At 30.7% G+C, this 17,056-nt stretch carries 17 protein-coding genes and 1 tRNA gene; 9 read left to right on the forward strand and 9 right to left on the reverse strand.

Going from position 1 to position 17,056, the window contains the following annotated elements; translation table 11 throughout:
- The first annotated feature begins 20 nt into the window (after positions 1-20).
- Together rpsB and tsf are read left to right on the forward strand one after the other, a co-directional pair.
- Positions 21-842, forward strand: coding sequence for a 30S ribosomal protein S2 (gene rpsB / locus KO500_RS12290; protein WP_215956838.1), 822 nt, complete (start codon positions 21-23; stop codon positions 840-842).
- 114 nt (positions 843-956) lie between these two features.
- The gene (gene tsf / locus KO500_RS12295; RefSeq protein ID WP_215956839.1) at positions 957-1,913 is read left to right on the forward strand and encodes a translation elongation factor Ts; all 957 of its coding nucleotides are present in this window, start codon (positions 957-959) and stop codon (positions 1,911-1,913) included.
- A 110-nt stretch (positions 1,914-2,023) separates the two neighbouring features.
- Here tsf and KO500_RS12300 read toward each other — a convergent pair whose 3' ends face one another.
- Entirely contained in the window at positions 2,024-3,892 is a 1,869-nt protein-coding gene (locus KO500_RS12300) for a peptidase M61 (RefSeq protein WP_215956840.1), read from the reverse strand.
- 179 nt (positions 3,893-4,071) lie between these two features.
- On the opposite strand from KO500_RS12300, the gene pyrH reads away from it, so the two are divergent.
- The 6 genes from pyrH (at position 4,072) to KO500_RS12330 (ending at position 11,542) form a co-directional block, all read left to right on the forward strand.
- A complete protein-coding gene (pyrH, locus tag KO500_RS12305) occupies positions 4,072-4,779 on the forward strand; it encodes a UMP kinase (protein ID WP_215956841.1) in 708 nt (235 codons plus the stop codon).
- A gap of 43 nt (positions 4,780-4,822) precedes the next feature.
- Positions 4,823-5,380, forward strand: a complete 558-nt coding sequence (frr, locus tag KO500_RS12310; RefSeq protein ID WP_215956842.1) for a ribosome recycling factor — start codon at positions 4,823-4,825, stop codon at positions 5,378-5,380.
- Positions 5,381-5,537: 157 nt separating this feature from the next.
- Positions 5,538-7,922: an efflux RND transporter permease subunit gene (locus KO500_RS12315; protein WP_215956843.1), complete on the forward strand. Its 2,385-nt coding sequence runs from the start codon at positions 5,538-5,540 to the stop codon at positions 7,920-7,922.
- Positions 7,923-8,007: 85 nt separating this feature from the next.
- Positions 8,008-9,441: an asparagine--tRNA ligase gene (gene asnS, locus KO500_RS12320; RefSeq protein WP_215956844.1), complete on the forward strand. Its 1,434-nt coding sequence runs from the start codon at positions 8,008-8,010 to the stop codon at positions 9,439-9,441.
- 41 nt (positions 9,442-9,482) lie between these two features.
- Entirely contained in the window at positions 9,483-10,937 is a 1,455-nt protein-coding gene (gene rpoN / locus KO500_RS12325; protein WP_215956845.1) for an RNA polymerase factor sigma-54, read from the forward strand.
- 191 nt (positions 10,938-11,128) lie between these two features.
- Positions 11,129-11,542 carry a hypothetical protein gene (locus tag KO500_RS12330; RefSeq protein ID WP_252732490.1) on the forward strand — a complete coding sequence of 138 codons (414 nt, stop codon included), beginning with the start codon at positions 11,129-11,131 and terminating at the stop codon, positions 11,540-11,542.
- On the opposite strand, the gene KO500_RS12335 is transcribed toward KO500_RS12330, so the two are convergent.
- The 8 genes from KO500_RS12335 to KO500_RS12370 all read right to left on the reverse strand — a co-directional run bounded on the left by KO500_RS12335 (position 11,537) and on the right by KO500_RS12370 (position 16,770).
- Complete coding sequence (locus KO500_RS12335; protein ID WP_215956847.1) at positions 11,537-12,232, reverse strand: porin family protein; 696 nt, start codon at positions 12,230-12,232, stop codon at positions 11,537-11,539. The two genes, KO500_RS12330 and KO500_RS12335, sit on opposite strands and share 6 nt — an antisense overlap.
- 98 nt (positions 12,233-12,330) lie before the next feature.
- Complete coding sequence (locus KO500_RS12340) at positions 12,331-12,813, reverse strand: ExbD/TolR family protein (protein ID WP_215956848.1); 483 nt, start codon at positions 12,811-12,813, stop codon at positions 12,331-12,333.
- 18 nt (positions 12,814-12,831) lie between these two features.
- Positions 12,832-13,458, reverse strand: a complete 627-nt coding sequence (locus KO500_RS12345; protein WP_215956849.1) for an ExbD/TolR family protein — start codon at positions 13,456-13,458, stop codon at positions 12,832-12,834.
- A gap of 11 nt (positions 13,459-13,469) precedes the next feature.
- Positions 13,470-13,916: a hypothetical protein gene (locus KO500_RS12350; RefSeq protein ID WP_215956850.1), complete on the reverse strand. Its 447-nt coding sequence runs from the start codon at positions 13,914-13,916 to the stop codon at positions 13,470-13,472.
- 23 nt (positions 13,917-13,939) lie between these two features.
- On the reverse strand, positions 13,940-14,734 hold the full coding sequence (locus tag KO500_RS12355) for a MotA/TolQ/ExbB proton channel family protein (protein ID WP_215956851.1): 795 nt from the start codon (positions 14,732-14,734) through the stop codon (positions 13,940-13,942).
- 78 nt (positions 14,735-14,812) lie between these two features.
- Positions 14,813-14,900: transfer RNA gene (locus KO500_RS12360), tRNA-Ser, on the reverse strand.
- A gap of 70 nt (positions 14,901-14,970) precedes the next feature.
- A complete protein-coding gene (locus KO500_RS12365) occupies positions 14,971-15,990 on the reverse strand; it encodes an asparaginase (protein ID WP_215956852.1) in 1,020 nt (339 codons plus the stop codon).
- A gap of 12 nt (positions 15,991-16,002) precedes the next feature.
- On the reverse strand, positions 16,003-16,770 hold the full coding sequence (locus KO500_RS12370; RefSeq protein WP_215956853.1) for a TatD family hydrolase: 768 nt from the start codon (positions 16,768-16,770) through the stop codon (positions 16,003-16,005).
- A 23-nt stretch (positions 16,771-16,793) separates the two neighbouring features.
- Here KO500_RS12370 and KO500_RS12375 point away from each other — a divergent pair.
- A partial coding sequence (locus KO500_RS12375; protein ID WP_215956854.1) for a retropepsin-like aspartic protease occupies positions 16,794-17,056 on the forward strand: 263 nt, incomplete at its 3' end.

Raw genomic sequence — 17,056 nt, forward strand, 5'->3', positions numbered from 1 at the left:
GTAAACTAAGTACAAAAAAAATGGCAAACAAAATCGAAGTAAAAGATTTACTAGAAGCAGGTGTACACTTTGGACACCTTACAAGAAAGTGGAATCCAAACATGGCTCCTTACATCTACATGGAGCGTAATGGTATTCACGTAATTAACCTTTACAAAACTGCTGCAAAATTAGAAGAAGCTAATGAAGCTCTTAAAAAAATTGCACAATCAGGAAGAAAAATTCTTTTTGTAGCTACAAAGAAACAAGCAAAAGACATCGTATCTGACAAAGTATCAAAAGTAAACATGCCTTACATCACTGAAAGATGGCCAGGTGGTATGTTAACTAACTTTGTAACTATCCGTAAGGCTGTTAAAAAAATGGCTGCTATTGATAGAATGAAGAAAGATGGTACATTCTTAACTTTATCTAAAAAAGAACGTTTACAAGTTGATCGTTTACGCGCTAAATTAGAGAAAAACTTAGGCTCTATCTCTGATATGACTCGTTTACCAGGTGCTTTATTTATTGTTGATACAATGCGTGAGCATATTGCTGTTAAAGAGGCTATAAAATTAAAAATTCCAATATTCGCTATGGCAGATACTAATTCTGACCCACGTTTATTAGATTATATTATCCCATCAAATGATGATGCTTCTAAATCTATCGAAGCTATTTTAACTCATGTAACTGATGCTATTGCTGAAGGTTTAGCTGAACGTAAGTCAGAAAAACAATCAACAAAAGAGGGTAAAGAAGCTGCTTCTAAGAAAGCAGAAGCACCTGCTGCTCCTAAGAAAGAAGAAGTTGCCGCTGAAAGCGCAACTAAATCTGAAGGTAGTACTTCTGCTGAGTAAGCAACCCGCTTAACATTTATATAGTACAAACAAAATTTTTAATTAACACTACAGCTACAATTATCACTTTCAAAAGTGATAATTTTAGCTTTTAGTTTTAAAACATATAATAAAATGGTAAAAATTGCCGCTGCAGAAGTAAACAAATTAAGAAAAGCAACCGGTGCAGGTATGATGGACTGCAAGAAAGCATTAGTGGAAGCTGAAGGAGATTTTGACAAAGCTGTTGAAGTTTTACGTAAAAAAGGACAAAAGGTTGCTGCTAAAAGAGCTGACAGAGAATCTACTGAAGGTGCTGCTGTTGCAAAAGTAAATGCTGACAGTACTGTTGGTGTTGCTATAGTTTTAGGTTGTGAAACTGATTTTGTTGGAAAAAACGAGAACTTTCTTTCTTTAGCTAAAGAACTTGCTGACCAAGCTATTAATTTTGATAACAAAGAAGATTTCTTAGCCTCTGATTTTGGCGGAATGACTGTTGCTGAAAAATTAATTGAGCAAACTGGTGTTATTGGTGAAAAATTAGAAATCAACGCTTTTGAGAAATTAGAAGCACCTTACGTTGGTAGCTATGTACACATTAACAAAATTGCTGCTTTAGTTGGTTTATCTGCTAAGAACGAAGAAGTAGGTAAAGATGTTGCTATGCAAATAGCATCGATGGGAGCTACTACTTTATCTTATAAAGATTTTGATCCTACTTTTGTTGCTTCTGAAACAGAAGCAAGAATCGCTGTTATTGAAAAAGATAATATCGAATTAGGGAGATTAGGTAAGACGCTTAAAAATGTACCTCAGTACATTTCTATGTCTCAATTAAGTGATGAAGTTTTAGCTAAAGCTGAAGAAGATGCAAAAGCTGAACTTAAAGCTGAAGGTAAGCCAGAAAAAATCTGGGATAAAATTTTACCTGGTAAAATGGAAAGATTTATATCTGATAACACAACTCTTGATCAAGAGCAATGTTTATTAGATCAAAACTTCATTAAAGATGAAAAGAAAAGTGTTGCTGACTATGTATCTTCAGCAGGAGATTTATCTGTAACTAGCTTTAAGCGTGTTGCATTAGGGTAATTATTCTTATACATTTTAAAATAGAAAAAGCCACAATTTAAAATTGTGGCTTTTTTATGCTTTAGAAATAACAAAAAAAGATACCATTTCTGGCATCTCTAAAACTTTTATTATCCTTTAGTCCAAATATGCAACAAATCTAATTGTGATTTAGTTGGATTAGCTACAGGCTTAATAACTTTTGATTGCACCGTAGGCTTCCCAACTTCACCTTGAAGAGTTAATCTCTCACCAGCACGATCTACAACCATTATAATTTTCTTTGTTGAAGGCCAACTAAAACTCTGACCAATAACAGATCTCATGGATTCTAAATTGATTAAAGCTCCATCTATAGATTTTATAACATCTCCAGCTTTTGCACCTAAATTCTCAAAAAAGCTATTTAATATAACACCTTTACGTATAAATATGGCATTATCATTTTGAGGATCTACATCAATATATGGCACTTCTCCTTTTAAAAAAAAACCACTCTCCTCTTCTTTAGTCCCAATTACTAAACCTACTTTTTGTAAATATATTTCATAGTCTATTGGAGTATCACCAATAACATGAGTTTCAAAGAATTCTCCAATTTCAGGGTATGTCATTGCAACAACTTCATCTATAAATAAATCATCTTTAAACGGAGTTGAATCACCATATTTTTTAGACAGTTCTTTTAATAACCACAAAACACTTTTTTCTCCATTACTCAAATCTCGCAATGTAATATCTAATGCCATATTTATTAACGTCCCTTTTTCATACACATTAGCATAGTTGTCTTTAAAACCATCTTCAAGTATATGTTTACTCATTTCAGTAAAAGACATAGTATCATCATATCGTTTTGAATTATTTATTTTATCCATAATCCTTTGATAAAACTCTTCTTCATTAATTAAGCCTTGTTGGATTTGAAAAATATTAGCAAAATATTCAGTAGTACCTTCATACATCCATAAATGCATAGACATTTTAGGATCATTAAAATCAAAAAATTGAACTTCTTCAGAATGCACACTCAAAGGTGTAACTATATGAAAAAATTCATGTGATACAACATCAACCATTGCTTGCTCTAATCTACCACGATCCATAAACTCTGGCAACACAACTACCGTAGAAGTATGATGCTCTAAAGCGCCATAACCTCCTGCATCATCCTCACCTTCTGAAAGATATAATATAATATTATACTCTTTTGTACTATTAATAGCTCCCAAAAATGATTTTTGAGCAGCCATCATTTTATACATTCTATCTTTTAAAGATGCCGCTGTATATGTTTTATTAGGAGAGTAAACACTTAAATTCACAGTAATACCATTTACCTCGAAAGAAACAATATCAGCTGGAGCATATAAAATAGGGTTATCAGTGACTTGAAAATAACGACTAGCCAAAAAAGTATCAAGGCTTTTAGAAGTTTTTGTCTCATTAATTTTATTCAGAGAGGTTGTAGCAACTAAATTTTCAGGATGATTTATTGATATTTCATATGGAACTTCCGTTAGGTTTTTAAAATAACCAACAAAACCATGTAAATTTAACATGAAATTTCGCCCCTTAAGAATATTTGTCCCTGATGGTGAAAAAACAGGATCACCAATAGTACTTTCAGAATCATAAGTGTCATTCACAAAATAAGATACTTTATCTAAACTTGCACCATTACTTATCTCCCAAGTATTATCATCTATTTTACTAGTAGAAAGCTCTTTACCTTTATAATCGAAAGCTTTAAAACTCTCAATATATTTACCATAGTTATCGGTACTATATGTACCAGGAACAGTTTTAGGAATATAAAAATATACAGTTTGCTCACTAAAAGCACCCGGATCAACTGAAACTAAAACTTTATCTTCATTAACATTTACTAAATCAATATTTGCTTTTATTAAGGCTTTATCTGCAGAAATTAATTTTTTACCACCTGCACATGCATTTAATAAAAGTCCTAGGACCAATAAAAAACTTATTTTTTTCATATTTTACTTATAATGTTAGAGTTTGACACAAAGGCCATTATTAGAATAAAGAGCAAGTTTATAAAAATTAAACAATTAGCCCCTAAAATTGATAAAATATTATCATTACATTAAATTTTAATTGACGCTTTACCATAAAATATTTTGATTATTTTTGCGATACTTTAATTAAAAAAACCATGCAATACAAAAGAATTCTTTTAAAACTTAGTGGAGAAGCACTAATGGGAGAAAGACAGTACGGAATTGATCCAAAAAGATTAGCAGCTTACGCTGAAGAAATAAAAGAAGTTGTTGATAAAGGTATTGAAGTTGCTATAGTTATTGGCGGAGGAAATATTTTTAGAGGCTTAGCTGGTGCAAGTAACGGCATGGATCGTGTACAAGGTGACCATATGGGTATGTTAGCAACTGTAATAAACGGTTTAGCTTTACAAAGCGCTCTAGAAGAAGCTGATGTACGCACACGTTTACAAACCGCAATAAAAATTAATGAAGTAGCTGAGCCTTTTATTCGCAGACGTGCCATGCGACACTTAGAAAAAGGGAGAGTTGTTATTTTTGGTGGAGGAACAGGTAACCCTTATTTCACAACTGATTCAGCAGCAGTTTTAAGAGCAATTGAAATTGAAGCAGATGTAATATTAAAAGGAACAAGAGTAGATGGTATTTACACTTCAGATCCTGAAAAAGATAAAAACGCAACTAAATTTGATACTATTACATTTAAAGACGTATTGAATAAAGGATTAAAAGTAATGGACACAACAGCTTTTACTTTAAGTCAAGAAAATGAACTACCAATTGTTGTTTTTGATATGAACACCACTGGTAATTTAATGAAACTAGTTTCTGGAGAAAATATAGGTACTGTAGTTAACAACTAGACTTTACTCTAAAAAAAGAAACAAGCTATTAATATATATTAAAATGAACGAAGAAATAGATTTTATTTTAGACAGCACAAAAGAAAGTATGAATGGTTCTATGGATCATTTATTAAAGTCTTTCACTAAAATTAGAGCTGGTAAAGCAAGTCCAGTAATGCTTTCAAGTGTTATGGTTGACTATTATGGATCTGCTACTCCATTAGCACAAGTTGCAAATGTAGCTACACCTGATGCTAGAACAATTACAGTTCAACCTTGGGAAAAGAATATGCTTCAAGAAATTGAGAAAGCAATTATGATTGCTAACTTAGGCTTTAACCCTATGAACAATGGAGATTTTGTTATTATCAATGTACCACCATTAACTGAGGAACGTAGAAAAGATCTTGCAAAGCAAGCTAAAGCAGAAGCCGAAGACGCAAAAATTGGAATTAGAAATGCAAGACAAGAAGCTAATAAAGAAATTAAAGGCCTTGATAACGCATCAGAAGATTTAAAGAAAAATGCGGAAGCAGATGTACAAGAGCTTACTAATTTATATAGTAAGAAAATTGATGAAGCTTTAGTAGTAAAAGAAGCTGAAATAATGAAAGTATAATTACATTTCATTTTTCAAATAAAAAATAAAGAGTGGCATATTGTCACTCTTTGTGTTTTATAAGCATAAAGTTCACACAAATTAAGTATTTAGCCTACCTGTTTTTTGTGATTACCCATAATCATTTTCTACCTTTGTATGAATTGTAAAAAATATCATGGTTGCAAAATTAACTAAAGGTTTTTGGCCAAAAACCGCAAGTATTATTCTAAGAAATAGAATACTAATTCTTCTATTAATAATCGCTTCAACAATATTTTTAGCCTTACAATGGGATAAAATGCGATTCTCTAGCTCACAAGCTAACTTATTACCAGATCATCACCCAGTAAATATACAATATCAATCATTTTTAAAAACGTTTGGTGAAGAGGGAAATGTAATGGTTTTAGCCGTTAAAGACAGCTCACTATTTACTCCTAAAAAATTTAATAATTGGAATAAGTTTAGCAAGCAATTAGCAGCTTTTCCTGAGGTTGATTTTGTTTTATCAACAGATAACCTCCAAGAGCTTATAAAAGACACTGTTCAGCAAAAATTTGTGTTAGAAAATTTCATAAAGGAAAAACCTAGCACGAAGGCTGAAGTTGATTCATTATCATCACACTTATTCAACAATCTACCTTTTTATGAAGATTTAATATATAACAAAGAGTCTAAAACTATTAGAACAATTGTTTATTTAGATAAAGATATAATTAATACCTCCGCTCGTAAAGATTTTATACTTGAAGATTTAAAAGTTTTAGTTTCAAATTTTGAAGAAGAAACAGATTTAGATGTTCACGTTTCTGGTATGCCATACATCAGAACAATGAACTCTCAGAATATTATTGATGAGATTGGTATTTTTATATTGGCTGCACTTGGTGTTACTTCATTAATATTCTTTTTCTTTTTTAGAAGTTTTAGAGCTACATTCATATCAATGTGTGTGGTAGTTATTGGTGTCATGTGGTCATTTGGTATTCTTGGCCTTTTACAATATGAAATCACTGTTTTAACAGCACTTATTCCGCCACTAATTATTGTAATTGGTATTCCCAACTGTATCTTTTTAATAAACAAATACCAACAAGAAGTTAAAAAACACGGTAACCAAGCTTTGTCATTACAACGTGTAATCTCTAAAATTGGAAATGCCACGTTAATGACTAACATAACTACAGCTTCTGGTTTTGCTACATTTATTATTACAGATAGTCAGTTATTAAAGGAGTTTGGTGTTGTTGCTTCAATAAATATTATATGTATATTTATTTTATCATTATTAATAATACCTACAGTTTATAGCTTTTTACATTTACCAAAAACTAAGCACTTAAAGCATTTGAATAAAAGGTGGATTGATACTTTTGTAAGTTGGATGGAGAATATAGTCCGAGAAAAAAGAATATCAGTTTACGTAGTTTCAATCTCATTATTAGTACTGAGTATTATTGGCATTTATCAAATTGATATTTCCGGTAGTCCTATTGAAGACATGCCTAAAGACAAAGAGTTCTTTAGAGACATTCGCTTTTTTGAACAAGAGTTTGACGGTATTATGCCAGTTGAAATTGTTGTAGACACAAAAAGAAAAAAAGGGGTTTTAAAACCAGCCACATTAAAAAGAATAGATGAACTTAGTCAAATCATTCATGAAATTCCTGAATTATCAAGGCCAGTTTCTGCCGTTGATTTAGTAAAATATTCTAAACAGGCTTTCTATAATGGTATTCCAAAATATTACCAGTTACCAACAACGCAAGAGAATACTTTTATTATGGATGTTGCTAGAAAATCTTCTTCTGACGGTAATCTATTAAAAAGTTTTGTTGATTCAACTGGACAAACAGCACGTATTACAACTTTTATGAAAGATGTAAAAACAACGCGCATGGAGTCTATCGAAAACAAATTATTAGAAAATATTGAAAAGATATTTCCTTCAGAAAGGTACAACGTATATTTAACAGGTAGTGCACTTATTTTCTTAAAAGGAACAAAGTATTTAGTTAATAATCTAATCATGTCATTAGCATTAGCAATTGGTCTTATTGCCTTGTTTATGGCCTATTTATTCCGTTCTTTTAAAATGATTATCATATCATTAATTCCAAACTTACTACCTCTAGTTATTACTGCTGGATTAATGGGGTTTATAGGCGTACCGATAAAACCTTCAACAATATTAGTATTTAGTATTGCATTTGGTATATCAGTAGATGATACAATTCATTTTTTAGCAAAGTACAGACAAGAGTTGACTGCTAACAAATGGAAAATAAAAGTTTCAGTTTATAATGCATTACGTGAAACCGGCGTTAGTATGTTTTACACATCAATAGTATTATTTTTTGGATTTTCAGTATTTACAATTTCAAGCTTTGGTGGTACCGTAGCATTAGGTGCATTAGTATCAGCAACATTATTATTAGCCATGTTAGCAAACTTAATCTTGCTTCCATCTTTATTATTATCATTAGAGCGAAATATTGCGAATAAAGAAGTATTAAAAAAACCACAGATTGACATCTTACCTAAAGATGAAGAACTATAAATAACATAAATTAGAATTACATTTAACAAGTAAAACCTTTTTATCAAAATAGGTATATTTGCTAATCAAAAATAGAAATATCAAAATGAAATCATATAGCATAAAAGAACTACTATCATCTAATCTTTCATTACAAGAAGTAAGCGTAGAAGGTTGGGTTAAAACATTTAGAAGCAATAGATTTATTGCATTAAATGATGGATCTGTATTAAGTAATATACAATGTGTAGTAGATTTTGAAAATTTTGATGAAGCCTTATTAAAGCAAGTTTCTACAGGAGCTGCACTTAAAATCTCAGGTACTTTGGTTGAAAGTCAAGGTCGAGGACAAAGTGTTGAAATACAAGTAAAAGAATTAGAAGTATTAGGTACTTCTGATCCTGACACTTACCCTATTCAGCCAAAAAAACACTCTTTAGAGTTTTTAAGAGAAAAAGCACACTTAAGAGTTAGGACTAATACCTTTGCTGCAGTTATGCGTGTTAGATCTGCCTTATCATTTGCAATACACAAGTATTTTCAAGATAATGGATTTTATAACGTACATACACCAATCATTACAGGTTCAGATGCTGAGGGTGCTGGTGAAATGTTTCGTGTTTCGACCTTAGATCAAAAAAAACCACCATTAACTGAAGATGGTGAAATAGATTTTAAACAAGACTTTTTTGGCAAGGAAACAAACTTAACTGTTTCAGGTCAATTGGAAGCTGAGACTTTTGCTATGGCACTAGGTAAAGTTTATACTTTTGGCCCAACTTTTAGAGCTGAGAACTCAAATACATCTAGACATTTAGCTGAATTTTGGATGATTGAACCAGAGGTTGCATTTAATGATTTAGATGCAAATATGGATCTTGCTGAAGATTTTATAAAAGATGTAATCAACTACGTTTTAGAAAACTGTAATGAAGATTTACAATTTTTAGAAAAACGTTTAATTGATGAAGAAAAAACAAAGCCACAAGCAGAGCGTAGTGATATGCCATTAATCGAAAAATTAAAGTTTGTTGCTGACAATAACTTTAAAAGAGTTTCTTATACTGAGGCTATTGACATTTTAAAGAACTGTAAGCCTAACAAAAAGAAAAAATTCCAATACGTAATTGAAGAATGGGGTGCAGATTTACAAAGTGAACACGAACGTTACTTAGTAGAAAAGCACTTTAACTGTCCAGTAATATTATTTGATTACCCAGCTGATATTAAAGCATTTTATATGCGTTTAAATGAAGATGGTAAAACAGTAAGAGCAATGGATATCTTATTCCCAGGCATTGGTGAAATAGTTGGTGGTTCTCAACGTGAAGAGCGTTTAGATGTTTTAAAAGAAAAAGTAGCTGCTTTAGGTATAGATGAAGAAGAACTTTGGTGGTATCTTGACCTTAGAAAATTTGGTACAGCTGTACATAGTGGATTTGGTCTAGGTTTTGAACGTTTAGTACTTTTCGCGACAGGAATGGGCAACATTAGAGACGTTATCCCTTTCCCAAGAACACCTCAAAATGCTGAATTTTAATTCTGAAAACCTTAACTTTATAAGAAAGAATATCACTTTATATGTTAAAACAACATTTATCATTTAAATTATCACAGAAACTTTCTCCTCAACAGATTCAGTTGATGAAACTGATTCAACTCCCTACGCAAGCTTTTGAACAACGTTTAAAACAAGAAATAGAAGAAAATCCTGCTTTAGAAACAGGAAAAGAGGAATCTGATAATTTTGATGATGAATACGATGATAATTTTGACCAGAGTGATAATGAAACTATAGAAGCTGAAGACATCAATATTGATGAATATTTAAGTGACGATGAAATACCTGAGTATAGAACTCAAGCAAATAATTACAGTGCTGATGATGATGAAAAAACAGTACCATATGCTGCGGGAACATCTTTCAATCAATATTTAATAAATCAATTAAACACAGTTTATTTAAGTGATGATGAGTGGTCAATAGCTGAATTTTTGGTGGGTAGTATTGATGAAAGCGGCTATATTAGAAGGCCTATTGGTGATATTTTAGATGATTTAGCCTTCACTCAAAATATTTATACAGAAGAAGAAACGATTCATAAAATATTAAAAACAGTTCAGCAATTAGATCCTCCAGGTGTTGGAGCTACTTCCCTTGAAGAGTGTTTAATTATACAGCTAAAAAGAAAAGAACTTACGCCGAGTATAGAACTTGCCATTACTATTCTAGATAAATCGTTTGAACAATTTACCAAAAAGCATTATAAAAAATTAATCCAAAAACATAACATAACTGAAGAAGAATTACGAAATGCAATTTTAGAGATTGAAAAATTAAACCCTAAACCAGGAGGTTCCTATTCTGGAAACTTAAGAATGATAGAACATATTGTTCCTGATTTTTCAATAAAGATTGTTGATGGTGAATTAGAGCTAATGTTAAATGGAAGAAACGCACCAGAATTGCATGTTTCTAAAGATTATAATAACATGCTTGAAGGGTATAAAAACTCAAAAGAAAAATCTAAAGCCCAAAAAGATACTGTTTTATTTATCAAACAAAAATTGGATGCCGCAAAGTGGTTTATAGATGCTATAAAACAGAGACAGCAGACTTTATTTGTGACTATGAATACGATAATGGAATATCAAAAAGAATATTTTTTAACAGGTGATGAACGTAACATTCGACCTATGATATTGAAAGATATTGCTGACACCATCGGCATGGATGTTTCAACAGTTTCTAGAGTTGCTAACAGCAAATATGTTGATACACCATACGGAACTAAACTTATAAAAGATTATTTCTCTGAGTCAATGAAAAATGATCAGGGAGAAGATGTTTCAACTAAAGAAATAAAGAAAATTTTAGAAAACGTAGTTAATGAAGAACCTAAGAGAAAACCTTTAACTGACGATAAATTAGCTGAAATATTAAAAGAAAAGGGTTACCCTATTGCTCGTAGAACTGTAGCTAAATACCGAGAACAACTTGGAATTCCAGTTGCAAGAATGCGAAAAGAAATATAATGAGAGTATTCTTAAAAATTATAACGTATTTATTCTACCCTTTATTTATTCCAATTTATGGAACTTTAATATATTTTCTAGTCACTAAAAAATATACTTCATTTGAAATGCAAATAGGCAATCTACTACCTATATTTATATTAACTGTAGTTATACCTAGCATATGCTTTATTATTTTACAAAATGTGGGAATGATAAAGTCAATTTTAATGAAAACAACTGAAGAACGTAAATATCCAATATACATTTGTATATCACTTTTCTTCTTAATAGTTTACAAAGTAATACCAAACAATTACACTTCTGAACTATATTACTATTTCATAGGTTTAATAATAGGACTATTTACAACTTTAGCATTGCTTTTTATTAACTTTAAGAGCAGTTTGCACATGTTAGGTATTGGTAGCCTAGTAATGTATTTAATTAGTCTAAGCATTCATTTTGAAATAAACATAACTATATCAATTAGTATTTTAATAGCCTTAACGGGTTTAATTGCTTCATCTAGATTATATTTTAAAGCACATAAAAAAATTGAAGTGTTAGGAGGCCTATTAATTGGTATAATATCACAATTTATAACATTATCTTATTGGTTATAATAGATAGAAAATAAGACCTAGTCTCAATGGTTTAAATTCAATACTTTCTCCAGTGTCCAATACTGCATCTTCTTTTAAAAAACTATTAAGTGCATAATATAAATGAAGGTTAAAAGTGTTATAACCGAAATTAAAAGTTAAACCGTAATTAACTTTTTCAATATCAGTGTTACTAAACCCTTCCCTATAATCATCAGTAACCAAAACAGATCTGTAACCAAAATTATAAGCAAGCTTAAAGCCTGTATAAACACGGAAAAACTTATAATCAGTTGGCGTTGATGTTCTCCATCGAAATTGAAAAGGAAATTCAACACTATGAGTTTCAAATTTACTTCTTATCAAATCAATGTCGTCAGAATCAGTAGTATATTGAATAATTCCGTTTGATTCTGTACTAATTAAATTAGAATAATATGAATTATTAGCATAACCAAGACCTATTCCTATACCAAAATTACGTTTTCTATTTAACGGAATATCTCTGATAACACCCAATTGTAAACCATAAGAAAAATTACGCTGTGTAACATCTGATGGCTTATCATTCATAAAATTATAATTTAAACCAAAATATATTTGATCTTCTAAATACTTTGAATCAACAGTTTTAGAATTGGTGTATTCTTGTTGTTGCGCTAAAAGAAAAAAGGGCAAAATTAAAACTAAAAGAAATAAGCTTTGTTTCATAAATTAAAGGTAATAAAATGATAAAGCATAAAAAAAGCGCTTCAAAATAAATTTGAAGCGCTATATAGTAATTTTGAAAGAAAAAATTTAACTACACTTTAATTAAGGTTATCAAATGCGATACCTTCATAAGTTGTATAGTTTATTTTTAATGCATTTACTTTACGTAATTCTTCTTTAATATCAGATACGATACCCATATTAGCATCTCTATCTACTTTTAATGAAGTAGTCAATACATTTTGAATATCTTCAGACTTTTTTGCTCTTTCTTGTAGAATATAAGATCCTACTTCTGATGGACTAGAGAATTTGTCATTCAATTGAATTTTTGCTTCTTTACCAAAAACCTTTTGAAACTCTTCAGTAGGAGAACCTACATAAATAGTAATAACTCTATCCTTTTTTTCAAGCTTTTTTGTTTCACTTGCTTTCGGAAGTTCATTCTTAACTTTAACAGAAGTGTCTTTCATAACCGTTACAGTCATAAAGAAAAATAAAAGCATGAAAACAATATCAGGAAGTGAGGCCGTTGAAACAGCAGGCACATCACCATCTTTCTTTTTGCTAAACTTTGACATAATTTTTAACTTTTATTATTAATTTCCACTTGATGTTTCAGCTTCAGAGAATTTTTGAGGGAATAATGTTTGAATATTCTTAACTCTTTTCTTTAAAACTTCTTTAGCTTCGTCTGATGTTTCTGGGTTCAAATATTCTGCTTCCATATCAGTAAAGTCTCTTTTATAAAGCCTTTGAGATTCTCTATTTCTTAGCTCATTATACGCAGCAACAATCTCATTTTGAACAGTAATATAAACACCATATTGTGTTTCTCTATCGTTCTTCAAAGAAATAATCGCTTTTGTAGGGTTATCAGAAGATTTTTCATCTCTTTTACCTTTACAATAGCTACAAAATTCAGGAGTTCCACTTGCACTTCCACCATTATCAAGAAAAGCAACTGCTTTTTCTTTAAGCTTAGTAATATCAGTAAGTTCTTCTTCAACTAAAAGTTGACCAGACTTATTAATAGTAACAGCAAAAATATTTTTTTCCTTAATAACAGGAGGTGTTACCTGCGAATCATCAATAGGAGGCAACATACGATCTAAACCAGCATCTGTTTCAATAGTTGTTGTAACTAAGAAAAAGATAAGTAACAAGAAAGCTATGTCTGCCATAGAACCGGCATTAACCTCTGGTGGTGCTCCTCTTCTTGACATAATTTATATTTTTATTTATTAAACATTCTTTTTACTCCTGGAAGCACCATTGCTCCTACAGCAATAATTGTCAATATGAAAAACATATTTAAAAAGGTACCAATAGTTTTAACTGTACTCTCGTCAGTTAAAATTCCAGTTTTAGCTTCCATAGCAGGAATATCGATATCTGTACCGCTTGCAAAAACGTAAGATAAAATTGCTACTACAGCTAATCCTCCAACACCAATTAAAATCTTTTTAAGACCACCTGGAGTAGAGAAAACATTTTTTAAACCGAAAATCACGGTTGCAGCAACTGCAATAGCTAATAATACAAATGTTATGATAAACATAAAATTCATAGAACCACTTTCTACAGCTTCTCCTACAGGTGCATCACCACTTGGCAATTGTACCCATAACACTGTTCCCACTACACTGAGAACAATTAATATTATTTTAATTATTTTATGCATTTTACTTAAGTATTAAGTCCGACTTATTTTTTGTGATCTACTAACATATCAATCAATGAGATTGAAGCATCTTCCATATCATTTACAATACTATCAATCTTAGCGATAATGTAATTGTAAAAAATTTGAAGAATAATAGCCACTATAAGACCAAATACAGTTGTTAATAATGCAACTTGAATATCACCTGCAATAAGTGACGCACTTAAGTTACCAACAGCAGCAATTTTTTCGAAGGCTTGAATCATACCAATTACAGTACCCATGAAACCAAGCATTGGAGCAATCGCGATAAACAAAGACAACCAAGAAACATTTTTCTCTAATTGTCCCATTTGAACACCACCGTAAGCTACAACAGCTTTTTCAGCAGAATCAATGCTCTCACCAGCTCTATCTAATCCTTGATAGAAAATTGAAGCAACAGGACCCTTAGTATTTCTACATACTTCTTTAGCTGCTTCAACACCACCAGAAGCTAATGCATCTTCTACTTTTTGTTTTAATTTTGCAGTATTTGTTGTTGCTAAGTTTAAATAAATAATTCTTTCAATTGCAACAGCTAAACCAAGTATCAAACATAATAATACGATACCCATGAAGCCAGCTCCACCTTCAATAAATTTTTCTTTTAAAACTTGCACAAAACCTCTTTCAGCTTCAGTAGTTGCAGCAGCTTCTTGAATAAGCATTGCTGTATTAGCAACTGTTGCTGATAAGTTAGTTGTAATTGCATTAGCAGTTACGTTAGCGTTCACAGTATTTGTGTTAACAACAAATAACCCAGCTACTGCTAGGATAGAGAATAATCTTTTCATTTCTTTCAAACTTAAATTTAGATTCGTTAATGGGTTAAAGATAAAAAAATTTTACAATTAAAAAATAAAAATTAAATGCAGAGAGGAAGGGATTCGAACCCTCGATACTCTTTTGAAGTATACACACTTTCCAGGCGTGCGCCTTCGACCACTCGGCCACCTCTCTCAATCTTTTTTTTTAACAGTCGTCGAATTAACAAAAAAAAAAGTACTATCGGAAATTTTAAGCGTTAATTTTAACTGATTTCACCTCTCAAAGAAGTCTCAAATACAGTTTTGAATAACTTTGGAGAAATATTAACACCAAGCATATACATCAGCTTAGTTATAGCTGCTTCTGTCGTAATATCCTTACCACTAATCATTTGCAAGCCTTGTAAATGCTTGCTAGTTTCATATTGCCCCATAGTTACACTACCTCCAGAGCACTGTGTAACATTGATTACGTGAATCCCTTTTTTTATAGCAATTTTTAAATTTTCAATTAACCAATCTTCAGTAGGAGCGTTACCTGCTCCATATGTTTCAATGATTACAGCTTTTAAATTTGGAGTATTTAAAAAACTTTCAAGTAACAGAGCATTAAAACCAGGGAATAATTTTAAAATAGCAACATTTGAGTCCATAACTTTATGAACTATTAATTTTTTATTTTTTTTAGTTTGATATAAATTTTCAGAAAAAACTTTTAAATGAACACCAGATTCACCAAGAGCTGGATAATTTAAAGACCAAAAAGCTTCAAAATTTTCTGCACTTAGTTTTGTAGTCCTGTTACCTCTGTACAATTTATACTCAAAATACAAGCATACTTCTTGAATAACAGGTTTATTGTTTTGTTTTAACGATGCAATTTGAATTGATGTAATTAAATTTTCTTTCGCATCAGTCCTTAAATCCCCTATTGGCAATTGTGATCCAGTAAATATAACAGGCTTGCCTAAATTTTCTAACAAAAAACTTAAAGCCGAAGCAGAATAACTCATAGTATCGCTACCATGTAAAACAACAAAACCATCATAATTTTCATAAGCATCTTCAACAATTGATGCTATCTGTATCCAATGTTCAGAATTAATATTAGATGAATCAATAGGCGATTCAAATGAACAAGTATCAATATCACAATCTAACTGATTTAATTCAGGAATATTTTTGATTAATTTATCAAAATTAAAAGGTCTTAAAGATCCTGTATTATAATCTTTAATCATACCTATAGTACCTCCTGTATAAATTAAAAGAATTGTAGTCATCGTTAATGATATTTATACCCCAAAAACTTCCGTAGAATTTTTAGTTGTAATGTTTGCAATGTCTTCTGCATCAATATTATATATAGATGATAATTTATTTAAGACATTCACTAAATAAGCACTTTCATTTCTTTTACCTCTATAAGGTACAGGTGATAAATATGGAGCATCAGTTTCTAAAACTATATTTTTCAAATCAATATTTTTCAAAAATGCATCAATTTTTCCGTTTTTAAAAGTTACAACGCCGCCGATACCTAATTTCATTTGGTAAGAAATAGCTTTTTCAGCTTGTTCAAATGTACCAGTAAAACAATGAAAAATTCCGTATAAGTTTTTTGATTTTTCTTCTTCTAAAATCTCAAAAACTTCATCAAAAGCATCTCTACAGTGAATTACAATTGGAAGTTTATTTTTTTTAGCAAGTTGAATTTGAAAACGAAAAGCTTCTTGTTGTTCTCTTAAAAAAGTTTTATCCCAATATAAATCCATACCAATTTCGCCTATAGCGTAATATTTATGACTTAAAAGAAGTTCTTCAACATGAGATAATTCATCTTTAAAATTTTCTTTAACATGAGTAGGATGTAAACCCGACATTAAAAACATATGTTCTGGAAAAGAATTCTTAAGATCCAGCATAGATTTAGTGTAAGTAGAATCAATTGCTGGAATAAAAAAACGTTGTACTCCATTCTTAATTGCCCTTTCAATTACAATTTTTCTATCCTCGTCAAAAGCTTCACTATATAAATGGGTATGTGTATCTGTAAGTATCATAAAGCAAAAATAGAATTATCTTTATGAAAAAGAATAAGATGTCTTTGAAAAGATTTTTAAAAAATAAAGGATTTATTAAAACAGATTTAAAGCTCACAAAAACTAATCATTTTGAAATTAAAGCTAGCATAAATGGAATATCAGGTATATTTATTTTAGATACTGGTGCATCGAATACATGTATTGGGATTGATAAAACTGAAAAATTCAAATTAAATTACAAAAAATCAAAAATTAAAGCCGCAGGTGCGGGAGCTACAAACATGGATACCCATATCTCCAAGCG

The organism is Cellulophaga baltica, assembly GCF_018861125.1.
In the GTDB taxonomy this organism is placed as follows: Bacteria; Bacteroidota; Bacteroidia; order Flavobacteriales; family Flavobacteriaceae; genus Cellulophaga; species Cellulophaga baltica_A.